The sequence below is a fragment of the Sphaerisporangium melleum genome, from assembly GCF_014646695.1.
In the GTDB taxonomy this organism is placed as follows: domain Bacteria; phylum Actinomycetota; class Actinomycetes; order Streptosporangiales; family Streptosporangiaceae; genus Sphaerisporangium; species Sphaerisporangium melleum.
This window is the reverse complement of the sequence record NZ_BMNT01000045.1, coordinates 20,672-31,899: the sequence shown is the minus strand read 5'-3', so window position 1 is coordinate 31,899 and position 11,228 is coordinate 20,672. Positions and strand designations below refer to the sequence as shown.

General features: G+C 68.9%; 13 protein-coding genes and 2 pseudogenes. 9 read left to right on the top strand and 6 right to left on the bottom strand.

The window, feature by feature from the left end; translation table 11 throughout:
* Positions 1 to 93 precede the first annotated feature (93 nt).
* Positions 94 to 1,053, top strand: a complete 960-nt coding sequence (locus IEY93_RS31470) for a TolB-like translocation protein (protein WP_189166794.1) — start codon at positions 94 to 96, stop codon at positions 1,051 to 1,053.
* Positions 1,054 to 1,137: 84 nt separating this feature from the next.
* Here the strand turns inward: IEY93_RS31470 and IEY93_RS31465 are convergent, their stop codons facing one another.
* Together IEY93_RS31465 and IEY93_RS31460 are read right to left on the bottom strand one after the other, a co-directional pair.
* Positions 1,138 to 1,788: a PIN domain-containing protein gene (locus tag IEY93_RS31465; protein WP_189166793.1), complete on the bottom strand. Its 651-nt coding sequence runs from the start codon at positions 1,786 to 1,788 to the stop codon at positions 1,138 to 1,140.
* Positions 1,789 to 1,790: 2 nt separating this feature from the next.
* On the bottom strand, positions 1,791 to 3,032 hold the full coding sequence (locus tag IEY93_RS31460; RefSeq protein WP_189166792.1) for an ImmA/IrrE family metallo-endopeptidase: 1,242 nt from the start codon (positions 3,030 to 3,032) through the stop codon (positions 1,791 to 1,793).
* Positions 3,033 to 3,175: 143 nt separating this feature from the next.
* On the opposite strand from IEY93_RS31460, the gene IEY93_RS31455 reads away from it, so the two are divergent.
* Positions 3,176 to 3,610 (top strand): NUDIX domain-containing protein, encoded by a 435-nt coding sequence (locus IEY93_RS31455; protein WP_189166791.1) that lies wholly within the window; start codon positions 3,176 to 3,178, stop codon positions 3,608 to 3,610.
* Between the two features lie 30 nt (positions 3,611 to 3,640).
* On the opposite strand, the pseudogene IEY93_RS31450 reads toward IEY93_RS31455, so the two are convergent.
* Positions 3,641 to 3,795 (bottom strand): annotated as a pseudogene (locus tag IEY93_RS31450) (IS5/IS1182 family transposase); the annotation flags it as partial.
* A gap of 99 nt (positions 3,796 to 3,894) precedes the next feature.
* Positions 3,895 to 4,266 carry a winged helix-turn-helix transcriptional regulator gene (locus IEY93_RS31445; protein ID WP_203968160.1) on the bottom strand — a complete coding sequence of 124 codons (372 nt, stop codon included), beginning with the start codon at positions 4,264 to 4,266 and terminating at the stop codon, positions 3,895 to 3,897.
* A 96-nt stretch (positions 4,267 to 4,362) separates the two neighbouring features.
* Between IEY93_RS31445 and IEY93_RS31440 the strand changes: the two genes are divergently transcribed.
* The 7 genes and pseudogenes from IEY93_RS31440 (at position 4,363) to IEY93_RS31410 (ending at position 9,575) form a co-directional block, all read left to right on the top strand.
* Positions 4,363 to 5,265 (top strand): LLM class flavin-dependent oxidoreductase, encoded by a 903-nt coding sequence (locus tag IEY93_RS31440; RefSeq protein ID WP_189166790.1) that lies wholly within the window; start codon positions 4,363 to 4,365, stop codon positions 5,263 to 5,265.
* Positions 5,266 to 5,335: 70 nt separating this feature from the next.
* Positions 5,336 to 5,431, top strand: a pseudogene (locus tag IEY93_RS39845) (hypothetical protein); the annotation flags it as partial.
* A 300-nt stretch (positions 5,432 to 5,731) separates the two neighbouring features.
* Entirely contained in the window at positions 5,732 to 6,250 is a 519-nt protein-coding gene (locus IEY93_RS31430; RefSeq protein WP_189166789.1) for a cupin domain-containing protein, read from the top strand.
* A 471-nt stretch (positions 6,251 to 6,721) separates the two neighbouring features.
* Positions 6,722 to 7,051, top strand: a complete 330-nt coding sequence (locus IEY93_RS31425; protein WP_189166788.1) for a PadR family transcriptional regulator — start codon at positions 6,722 to 6,724, stop codon at positions 7,049 to 7,051.
* Between the two features lie 2 nt (positions 7,052 to 7,053).
* Positions 7,054 to 7,467 (top strand): DUF1048 domain-containing protein, encoded by a 414-nt coding sequence (locus tag IEY93_RS31420; protein WP_189166787.1) that lies wholly within the window; start codon positions 7,054 to 7,056, stop codon positions 7,465 to 7,467.
* Positions 7,468 to 7,487: 20 nt separating this feature from the next.
* Complete coding sequence (locus IEY93_RS31415) at positions 7,488 to 8,696, top strand: cytochrome P450 (RefSeq protein ID WP_189166786.1); 1,209 nt, start codon at positions 7,488 to 7,490, stop codon at positions 8,694 to 8,696.
* A gap of 96 nt (positions 8,697 to 8,792) precedes the next feature.
* Positions 8,793 to 9,575, top strand: coding sequence for an SDR family NAD(P)-dependent oxidoreductase (locus tag IEY93_RS31410; protein ID WP_229691638.1), 783 nt, complete (start codon positions 8,793 to 8,795; stop codon positions 9,573 to 9,575).
* A 17-nt stretch (positions 9,576 to 9,592) separates the two neighbouring features.
* On the opposite strand, the gene hpnH is transcribed toward IEY93_RS31410, so the two are convergent.
* Positions 9,593 to 10,597, bottom strand: a complete 1,005-nt coding sequence (hpnH, locus tag IEY93_RS31405) for an adenosyl-hopene transferase HpnH (RefSeq protein ID WP_189166785.1) — start codon at positions 10,595 to 10,597, stop codon at positions 9,593 to 9,595.
* Positions 10,594 to 11,228: phosphorylase family protein (locus IEY93_RS31400; protein WP_444544679.1), on the bottom strand; the 635-nt coding region annotated here is incomplete at its 5' end. The genes IEY93_RS31400 and hpnH, both read right to left, overlap by 4 nt.

The following is an 11,228-nucleotide window of genomic DNA, read 5'->3' as shown; positions in this document are numbered from 1 at the left end:
GTTGGTGCCGTCATTGTGCTCATAGGCTCAGGTGGCGCATACATCGCTTCGGCCTCGCGTTCCGCCGTAAACGCCGGAGCCGCTGGAGCCGACGTGGCGCCGGCACGCCCACCGCAGACGATCGAGCAATTGTGGCCGGGCGCGGCTCACGAGATCCCCCGCGCGCTGCCGGACGGCCGCAAGCTCCGGCCGCGTCTGTTCCTCGACGATTCCACTCTGCTGATCACCGTCGAATCGCGTTCCGAGGAGGCGGCCGCCCTCTACGCCTACCACCTGGAAAAGGGACAGGCCACGAAGCTGGCCGACGTCCCGACTCCCAAGGACACCGTGCTGTACGCCGACGGATTCGCCACCGGAAACGACCGCATCATCTGGTGGACCGCGCGAAGGGTGAACGGCAAGGAGATCGCCGACATCTGGTCGGTCCCGGTGAACGGCGGCAAGCCTGCCGTCGTCACCTCGGCCGAGCTGCCCCCACGGTCACGGACGGGCCTGATCAACAACCTGACCGTCACACCGGACGGCATCGCCTGGTCGGCGGGAACCACCGGCGTGTACCGCGCCCCGCTGACCGGCGGCCAGGCCCAGAAGATAGACGGCACCGAAGGCAAGCACATCCTCACCTGGCCGTGGATCGGCACACCCGGTCCGCGCGCCAGGGACGCGGCGCCCTTCCAGTCCCTGCTCAACGTGGAAACCGGCGAACGGCACGACCTCAGCGGCATCCAGAACACTCAGGTGCTGGCATGCGGAATCACCCGATGCGTCACCCGAGACCCCCAAGCCGGGACGGCCACCGTCCTCGACCGGGGCGGGCGAGAGCAGCGAAAGCTCACACTGCCGCCGGCAGGCCCCCAGGTGCTTCTCCGCGACCGGTTCCTCACGGCCGACGGCCCAGGATGGACCGCCCTCTACGACACTGCCACCGGTGCCGGGGCGGAACTGAAGCTCGGCACGGAAAGGGGACGTTATCTCCCCGGCGCCGACGGACGCCTGCTGACCTTCCCCCGCGACGACACGTTCCTGGTCATCGACCTCACCGCGATCACCTGAAAGAAGACGTCTCAGGCAGCCACGACCCCCGACGTCGGGGCTGCCCAGGCTGATGGCCACATCACACAGATGACAATCTATTGCCTATGAAGCGCTCCCATACACGGCCTGTGCCGCCCATTGCTGATGTTCTTCGATTAGGCCGCTCTTCTCCAACGGGAGCATGCCGTCACCGTACTCGCGCAGTTTGTCGTATACCCTGCGCAGATCGGCTCGACCTGGGAAATGTCCTCTGTGAATTGCCAGTGTCAGCACATCCTCGATGGTGAGAACAGGGACATTCCAACGCGCGGCTATATGTTGGCCACCTTGGTCGTCGATCAAAGCTGTAACGTTCCATCCCTGCTCCGCGAGATGGACACAGTGCGCGATGACGATTACCTCACCTAGATCACGCCTGACGAGGACAGCCTCTTCGATTTCCATCCCACGAATCTCTTCGATCACCTCGACCACTCGAGGCTGCGCGGTCTCGACCTCTACGCGTGGGAGCACCTTGATGTGATCGCTGGCCTGAAGTCTCGCCCAGCGCTGCCGTATCCCCGGATACTTTCGGTCTTTCGCGGCGACCTCATCACATACCTCCTCAGGGACCTGTAGCACCAGGCCAGAACTGTGCAGTACGTCGATCAGGATTGACTGCAGGTTGGCGCCGACAAAGTGAACACACACCACCGCATCGAGGATGCATATCTCTTCGGATAGGCAGGAAGATCCTTCCTCCGCTTCCAGCACCGCTACTCCTCCTGCTCGCGCGATGGGTGCTGTAGAGGTGCCGCTGAGCGGGTGCGGGTGAGGAGACGGTGCATGTCCGCACGGCGGATCCGTGGAGGTTCGGGGATGACGCCTGCCGCCGTCAGGGCGGTTTCGGTGACCGTAGGGTCCTGGCCCTGCAGGTCGGCGAGCACACGGATGCCGAGTTTGCCGGCCTGGTAGGCGGTTGTGGCCCTTTCGAGCACTCGCTGCGGTGGACGGACGGTTCGGCTGATCTCCTGCTTACCGGCGTATTGAGGGCCCCATCCATAGCGCCACGCCAGCTGTGCGCCACTGGGCCCACGGAGCCGCTCCACCTGCCTGCCGGTGATCATGCCCATGCGTTCCAACTGGATGAGGATCACCATCAGGCTTACCCCGAAATGGCGGGCCAGTAGCGCACATCTGCGTTCGTCGAAGGCGGATTCCCCCCCGGGGCCGTTGACGCCGAGCCATGCTCTGATTCCGTCCTGGGGCGCGAGAAGGTGACGCGCAAACGCATCGCAACGAAGCTCGGCCGACGTGCGACCACCATCCAGCAGGTGGGTCTCGGTGCCATCGCCGAAAATAAAATGCCCCAATTCATGGCAATATGTAAATCGCTGTCGCTCGGTTACCGCATTCGTACTCACCACGATCAAGGTAACGGCGCGGACGGGGTCAGTGAGGGTGAACCCATCGATTCCTGCGGGGAAATCCACGACCGCGGTATCCACTCCCGCGAGCCGCTCCGCGAGCTCGGCGGGGTCCGCCAGCGGGGCACCGCCAAGGTCCAGCAGCCTCCGCACCGCCAAGGCGAGAACGCGGCCTTGGTCTTCGCCGGACGCGCTTGGATCGGGAAGAGAGAGATCGGCCGCCAAGGGACGTATCCCTGCAGCTGAAGGCCGCCCACCGTGCACCAGCCGGTCAAGTCGCTCGTCCAGCACGAGGATGTCGACGGCTCGCCGTAGAGCGGCCTCGAGAGCGACGGCCGGCACTCCCGCTGTACGTGCGGCGATGCGAACTCTGTCTCTCACCGGGCTGCCGGAGGTGAGCTCGCGCAGGGGGACGCCGATGGCCATGGCCAGTCGATCGAGCTCGGCGATGGTGAGGCGGGGCCGCGTCCCCAGCTCGATGCGCGCGAGGGTCGGCTGCGAGATATCGGTCAGCTCCGCCAGCTCTCGTTGCGTGAGACCTGCACGCTCGCGCTCCCGCCTCACCCGTGCGCCCACCTGCTGCAGATCCATGCGCACCCACCTCCTGAATCAAGGTTACTCGCTTGATTCAGGGGTGGCCACAGAATCCTTATCCAGACGGTCGGCCGCGGACTTCGTGCGTGTCGAGCATTGGCGCGGGATGCTGATGTCGCGGCGGGAGCGGAGGGGGACGCGTGAAGACGCGGGTTCGGGGTGTGCTGGTCACGCCGGGGGGCGGCGTGCTGACGATCAAGCGTGTACGCCCCGGGAAGGCTCCGTACTGGGTGCTGCCGGGTGGCGGCGTGGAGGATGACGACGCGAGCCTTACGGAGGCGCTGCTGCGTGAGGTGCGCGAGGAGCTGGGTGGTGAGGCGTCCGTCCGGTCGCTGATTCACGTGCTGGAGGGTCCGGAGGATCGCCAGTTGTTCTTCCTGGCCACGATCGAGAAGTGGGACCTGTCCAGGCGCAGCGGGCCGGAGTTCGCGGACCCGTCTCGGGGCGAGTACCACGTTCAGGAGGTTCCGCTCACGACCGCGGGTATCACCTCGATCACGCTGGTGCCGGAGGAGGTCGCCGCCCTGCTGGCCGAGCACGGCACCGGGGTGTTCGCCCTTGCGGATCTGCGATAGCGCGTTGGGTACGGCGGCTTCGCCGTGCTGCTAGTCGGCGTTGCTCAGTCTGCGGAAGGCGCGGTGGATGTCCTCACGGACTTCCCAGCGGATCCGCAGGCGTCGGAAGTAATGCAGCAGGGCGAAGGCTTGTCGACGACCCAGCGCTGTTTGCCCAGGCCGGAGCCGTGCTCGTTGCCTCGGCGGAGATCGAGACAGTGACGATGACCGAAGATCGATTTTCCGTTCAGCGTCAGTTAGAACGCTTGGAATCCCCGACCGCGGCGCTCCGCTACCACGTCTCGCTACCGCGCCAGCCGGGCGGCACGCCTTGCACTCCACTGCGTCAGCGGCTGCAGGGCACCGATCAGAGCCCGGCCTTCCTCGGTCAGGCCGTAACGAATCTGCACCGGTGTGCTGGGAATCACCGTGCGCTCGATGATCCCCTCGGCTTCGAGTTCCCTCAGACGCTGGGCGAGCAGCCGGTCGGAGATCCCGTCGATCACGGCCCGGAACTCACCGAAGCGGCCGGCACCTCGGGCTGCTGCCACCAGGATCGATCCCACCCAGCGGCGCCCGACCAGCTCGATAGCGCCTACGAAGCTCGGGCAGGAGTCGTCGTGGATGGAGCTGCGCTCCAGGCGCAGGAACGACGAGGGCTGGGGCTGGGCGTTCACCACGTTTGTGTCACTCCCGAATTCCGATCTACTTACTAAATATTAGTATCTTACCGCTGTTTTGCCAGGTGGAACGGCCTGCGGCACCGTGGACGCATGACCGACTACGGACATCCCCTCACCTTCGGGCTGAGTCTCGACCCTGCGGTAGGGGCTCTGGACCGGACCCGGCGCCTTGCGCTCCAGGCCGAGAACGGCGGCCTGGACCTCCTCGCCGTCCAGGACCATCCCTACCAACCGGGACACCTCGACACCTGGACCCTCATCAGCAACCTCTCCGCCACCACGCAACGTATCTCGTTCTTCACCGACGTAGCGGACCTGCAACTGCGCCCGCCGACAATGCTCGCAAAAGCCGCCGCCTCGCTGAGCGTGCTCACCGACGGTCGCATCCAACTCGGCGTCGGCGGCGGTGCTTTCGCGGAGGCCATCGCCTCCATGGGCGGCACGCCACGGCGCGGCGACCAGATGGTCGCCTTCACCGAGGAGTCGCTCCACCTCATGCGCCGGGCCTTCGCCGGAGACACCGTACGGCTGCAGAGCCCTCATCACGCGGTGACCGGCTATCACGCCGGTCCCGTGCCCCCCAAGCCCGTCGAGCTCTGGCTCGGCGCCCAGAAGCCCAAGATGCTGGCGGTGACGGGCCGGTCGGCAGACGGCTGGATCTCCCCGCTGAACATCTACGTCCCGCCGGAAGAGGTGCCCTCCCGCCAGCAGATCATCGACGAGGCGGCCACGGCGGCGGGACGTTCCCCGCAGTCCGTCCGCCGCGTCTACAACGTGATCGGTGTCATCGGCGCGGGCGGCGGGGGCGGCCAGGGGCTCGTCGGCGACGTGCGCCAGTGGGTGGACACGCTCACCGAGTGGGCTGTCGTCCTCGGGTTCGACACCTTCGTCTTCTGGCCCGTGGTCAACCCCGAGCAGCAGCTCGCACTCTTCGCCTCCGAGGTCGCCCCGGCGGTGCGCGAGCGCGTCGAGACTGTGAGGAGCGGGCGATGACGACCGGCCTCGCTATGGTGCCGGCAGGCCTGACGGGCAAGATCGTCACCCGGATGACCGCCGCTACGCCCTGCTCCGCTCCACGTACACCACCACGGGTCGACCGGCGGCGGTCGTCCTCGCCGCATCCGCCGACGACGTCACCGCGGCGCTGCGGCCGGCCCGCGAGCGGAATCTCCCGCTCGCGGTCCGCAGCGGCGGGCACGGTCTGTCCGGCGCTCGCCGCCATCACCGCGGCCGTGGTCTCGGACAGCCCTGCCACCATCCAACAGGCCCTCCAACCGCTGCTCGGCATCGGCGAGGTCTCGGTCCAGCAGGCCCACATCGTGCCGTAATCGGACCTGGTCTCCCCCGCCCATCTGCACCCCGACACCGGGCAGATGCCGTCCACCACGACCAACTCCGCGCGGGGCTGCGCACTATAACGCGGCCCCCTGTCACCTGCAAAAGATCAAAGGAGCAACAGATGAGTTTCCCGTTCCCGGTACCCGACAAGAACGACCCGCGGTGGACCGCACGAGGCGGTGTCTTCGTCCGGCGGTCCGAGGGCATCCACCGATGGCTCGCGGGTGACAACTACACCATCAAGGTCACCGCGGACGACACGAAGGGTTCCCTCGGAGTCATCGAGGCCACCGTGCCGCCCGGTGCCGGACCCGTCGCCCACAGCCATGGCAACGAGGACGAGGCCTTCTACGTCCTGTCGGGCCGGCTGGAGTTCCTCAACGGTGATGAGCTCCAGGTGGCGGAAGTCGGTGACTTCGTCTTCATCCCCCGGGGAAACCGGCACAGGTTCACGAACGTGGGCGACTCGGACGCGAGGATGCTCGTCCTATTCACCCCGGGCGGGCACGAGAAGTTCTTCGTCGAGCACGGAGACGAACCCCAGCCCGGAGAGCAGCCACCCGCGTGGGGCCCCGAGCGGTACGCCGCCCTCGTCGACCACCTGCTCGAACAGAACGTCACCCTCCTTCCGGAGGAATAGTCCCAAGCCACCTGAAGCAGAGATGGAGCTCCTGCTAGCCTCGAGCTTTCGTTAGTCGGGTTCGGTCGCGTAGCGACCGAACCCGACTTTGTTTTTCAGCGGGTGGTCGTGCTGACGGCCCGACTGTCGCGTCGGGTGGCGGAGTTCCACAGGCCCGGATGGTCGTCGGGCTCCGGCTCGGCCGCCCAGCGCCAGGCCGATCGTCTGCAGCAGTCGCCGCAGGTGCACGCTATGGCGGCCGTAGCGGACGGTCAGCTGCCGCACATCCGCGCGCACATGGTGCGACCGCACGTCCCAGCACTTCCGGCCGACGCTGACCCACTGGTTGCCCGCTGCCGAGCCAACAGAGGCGCCAGGCAGACGGGGGGCGGGTTCACCGGGGCGCTATTTGGTGTTGCTAGGTACCGGTAGTCAGTGTTACTTTGTACCGGTAGTCAGCGACACCGAGTAGCTGAGAGGAGGTGTTCCACCATGGGCAAGCTCGTGACCGAGATGCTCAAGGGCACGCTGGAGGGCATCGTCCTCGCGATCCTGTCCGCCCGTCCCGCCTACGGCTACGAGATCACGGCGCGGCTGCGTGACCAGGGCTTCTCCGACATCGCCGAAGGCACCATCTACGCGCTGCTCGTCAGGATCGAGCAGCGCGGCCTGGTCGACGTGCAGAAGGTCCCGTCCGAGAAGGGGCCACCACGCAAGGTGTACTCCCTGAACGCTCAGGGACGGGAGTACCTCGAAGAGTTCTGGCGGACCTGGAGCTTTCTGGCCGAACGGCTCGAACAGCTCCGCAAGGAGGGCGAGTGACCATGACCGGAGAATCGACCGAGCCGAAGAGCCGCTACCTGCAGTACCTGGAGGTCGTCACCGGGTCGCTGGAGGAGAAGAAGCGCTACCGGCAGTACAAGGCGCGCATCAAGCGGCTTCCCGAGAACTACCGCACCGCGGTCGAAGCGCTGGAGCGGTACCTGATGCACTTCGGGCCGGGGGACGGCGCCGGCGCGATGACGATGTACGAGGACCTCGCCGAGTTGTTCGAGCAGAGCGCGGCCGACGGCACCCCGATCCGCGACGTCTTCGGCGAGGACCCGATCGAGTTCGTCGAGGCGTTCATGGCCAACTACCCCCTCGGCCAGTACCGCACCCGGGAGCGTGACCGCTTCACCGGCGCCATCGCGCGCGCCGCCGGCGAGGACACCGCGACCTCCACCCGACACGCCTGATCGCGAGACGAGGAAAAGTCATGACCGAATCTCTGCACACCGTCCAGGCGATGCCGGCCGAGCGCCGGCCCGGCTGTCCGTTCGACCCGCCCAAGGAGCTGATCGAGGCCCGCGAGCACGGCCCGATCAGCCGGTTCCCCTTCCCCGACGGGCACCAGGGCTGGCTGGTCACCGGCTATGACCTGGTCAGATCGGTGCTGGCCGACGCGCGGTTCAGCTCGCGCAAGGAGCTCATGCGCCACCACCCGCTGATCGACTACGGCGACATCGAGGTGCCCCCGGCACCGCCCGGCGAGTTCCTGCTCATGGACGAGCCGCGGCACGGCCGCTACCGCAAACCGCTGGTGGGCAAGTTCACCGTCCGGCGGATGCGGCTGCTCACCGAACGCATCGAGCAGGTCACCGCCGAGCACCTGGACGCGATGGAGAAGGCCGGGCCGGCGGCCGACCTGGTGACCGCGTTCGCCAAGCCCATCCCCGCCGTCATCATCTGTGAGCTGCTGGGCGTGCCGTACGAGGACCGGGACCGCTTCCAGGAGAACATCGACACGTTCCTCGGCGGAGAGGCCGGCGACGAGGAACTGTACGCGGCCTACGTGGCGACCCAGGAGTACCTCGCCGAACTGGTGGCCGCCAAGCGCGCCGACCCGACCGACGACGTGCTCAGCGACCTGCTGGACAGTGACCTGACCGACGAGGAGCTGAAGGGCATGGCCCTGATCCTGCTGTCGGCAGGCTTCGACACCACCGCCAACATGCTGGCGCTGGGCACCTTCGCGCTGCTGCGCAACCCCGAGCAGCTCGCCGCGCTGCGCGCCGACCCGGCGATCACCGACCAGGCCGTGGAAGAGCTGCTGCGCTACCTGACCGTCGCCAAGCAGTTCCACCGGGTCGCGCTGGAGGACGTCGAGCTGGGCGGCCACACCATCACGTCCGGCACGACGGTCATCCTGTCCCTCAACACCGCCAACCGCGACCCCGGCCGCTTCCCCGACCCGCACGTACTGAAGCTCAACCGGCAGGACGGCGGCCACCTGGCCTTCAGTCACGGCATCCACCAGTGCCTGGGCCAGCAGCTCGCCCGCGTGGAGCTGCGCGTCGCGCTTCCCGCGCTGTTCGACCGCTTCCCCACGCTCCGCCTGGCCGTACCCGCCGACGAAGTCGCCCTGCGCCCGGAGACCGCCGACATCTACGGCGTCAAGAGCCTCCCGGTCACCTGGGACGCATGACCACGAGCCGATGCCAGGCGAAGGCTCGTACGGTCCGGCCCGCCGCATCGGTGGCGTGGCGCGGGGCTGCCGGGCCTGGTCTGCACTAGCGTCCTGGTGACGGCCGGCATGCGGGGGCGGGTGGCCGAGGGGGCGGGTGGCGTGAGGCTGGCCGGGGCGCGGGTGCTGATCACTGGAGCCTCTTCGGGGGTGGGGGCGGCGGTGGCCCGGGAGATGGCGGGCAGCGGCGCCGCGCTGGTGCTGGCCGGGCGCGACCGGGCGCGGCTGGAGGCGGTCGCCGCCGAGACCGGCGGGCGGGCGATCGTCGCCGACCTCGCGACGGACACCGGCCGGGTCGCCGAGAGCGCCGGGGCCGTGGACGTGCTGGTCAGCAATGCCGGGGCCGGGTGGGCAGGCCCGCTGGTCGCGATGCCGCACGACCGGCTGGCCGAGCTCGCGGCGGTCAACCTGATCGCTCCGATCGGGCTGACCCGGCTGCTGCTGCCCGGCATGGTCGAGGCCGGGCGGGGACATCTGGTGTTCGTGGCGTCGATCGCCGGCGCGATCGGGGTGGGGAACGAGGCGGTGTACTCGGCGACCAAGGCCGGGCTGCTCATCTTCGCCGAGGCGCTGCACGAGGAGCTGCGCCCGTTCCGCGAGATCGGGGTCTCGGTGGTGCTTCCCGGCGTGGTGGACACGCCGTTCTTCCAGCGGCGCGGCGTCCCGTACGGCCGCCGCCGCCCGAGGCCGGTCCCGCCCGAGCGGGTGGCGCGCGGCATCGTGGCGGCGATCCGCCACGAGCGGGCCGAGTCGTTCGTACCGGGCTGGCTCCGTCTGCCCGCCCGGCTGCGCGGCGCCGCCCCCGGCCCGTTCCGCCGGCTGGTCCGCCGCCTCGGCTGACCGCCTGCGCACTCCGGTCAGCGGCTGCGGATGGCGCGCAGGGACTGCTTGAGGGAGCCGAGGGTGGCGAAGATGGCCGTGGGTTCATACCCGCAGTGCGCCATGCAGTTGGCGCACCGCGCGTCGCGTCCGCGGCCGTAGGAGTCCCACTCGGTGTCCTCGACGAGTTCCCGGTACGTCCGGGCGTACCCGTCGGCCATCAGGTAGCACGGTCGCTGCCAGCCCAGCAGCGAGTACGACGGGATCGCCCAGGCCGTACAGCCGAAGTCGGCCTTGCCCTCCAGGAAGTCGAGGAACAGCGGCGAGTGGTTGAACCGCCACCTGCGCCGGTTCCCGCCCGCGAAGGCCCGGCGGAACAGCTCACGGGTCTGGCGTACGTGCGGGAAGTGCTCCTGGTCGGGCGCCTTCTCGTAGGCGTACGCGGGAGAGATCATCATCTGGTCCACGGCCAGGTCGTCGTTGAGGTAGTCGAGCACGTCGATCACCGTCTGCGGCGTGTCGGTGCTGAAGAAGGTGGTGTTCGTGGTGACCCGGAAGCCGCGCCGCCGGCATTCGCGGACCGCGGCGACCGCCTCGTCGAACACGCCGTCCTTGCACACCGAGGCGTCGTGGCGCTCCCGCAGGCCGTCGATGTGCACGGTCCAGGCGAAGTACCGGGACGGCGCGAACTCGTCGATCTTCTTGGGGATGAGCAGCGCGTTGGTGCACAGGTAGACGTACTTCTTCCGGGCGATGAGCTCGCGGACGATCTGCGCGATCTGCGGGTGCATGAGCGGTTCGCCGCCCGCGATCGACACCATCGGGGCGCCGCTCTCCTCGACCGCGGCCACCGCCTCCTCGACCGGCATGCGCCGCCGCAGGACGTCGGCGGGATGCTGGATCTTGCCGCATCCGGCGCACTTGAGGTTGCAGGCGAACAGCGGCTCCAGCTCCACCAGCAGCGGGAACTTCGCCCTCCGCCGCAGCTTCTGGCGAAGGATGTAGCCGGCGACGCGCAGGCCCTGCCGAACCGGGATCGTCATGACCGCATCTCCTTCGGGGGCGGAACCCGTACGGTCCGGCGGGCTTCCCCGGTACGCGCCGGCTCCGGCGCGCCCGGATCGGCGGCAGGTGGCCCGGTCGCGGCGCAGGAACCGGCGGCGGACGGGATGACGGCGCTGGACGGCTCTGCGGCCGGCGGGACAGCGGGGATGGACGAACCGGCCGCGGCGGACCAGCGGGTGAGGGGCGGGCCGAGGCGGCGGAGGGTACGACGGGCCGCGGCGGCGCGGCGGGGCGTGCCGGGGCTGAGCAGCGGCGCGCCGGGGGCGTCGACGATGACCCGTACCGCCGCCAGTGGCCGTCCGCCCGCGGCGGCGGCCAGCGGGCCGGTCTCCATGTCCACCGCGAGCGCTCCCCCGGCGGCCTCCCGCGCGCGCTGTGCCCCGTGGACCAGGTGGTCGCTGGTCAGCAGCGGGCCGAGCCGGGCGGGCAGTCCGGCGCGGGCCAGCTCCGCGGCGAGCCGCCGCGCCGACGGGCAGGGGATCACCAGGTCGCCGTAGCGGACCTCGGTGGCGACCAGAACCTCGCCCGGCCGCAGCCGCGCGTCGAGCGCACCGCCGAAGCCGACCACGGCCAGGGCGTCGAACGGGGGCAGCGCGGCCGCCGCGCGGG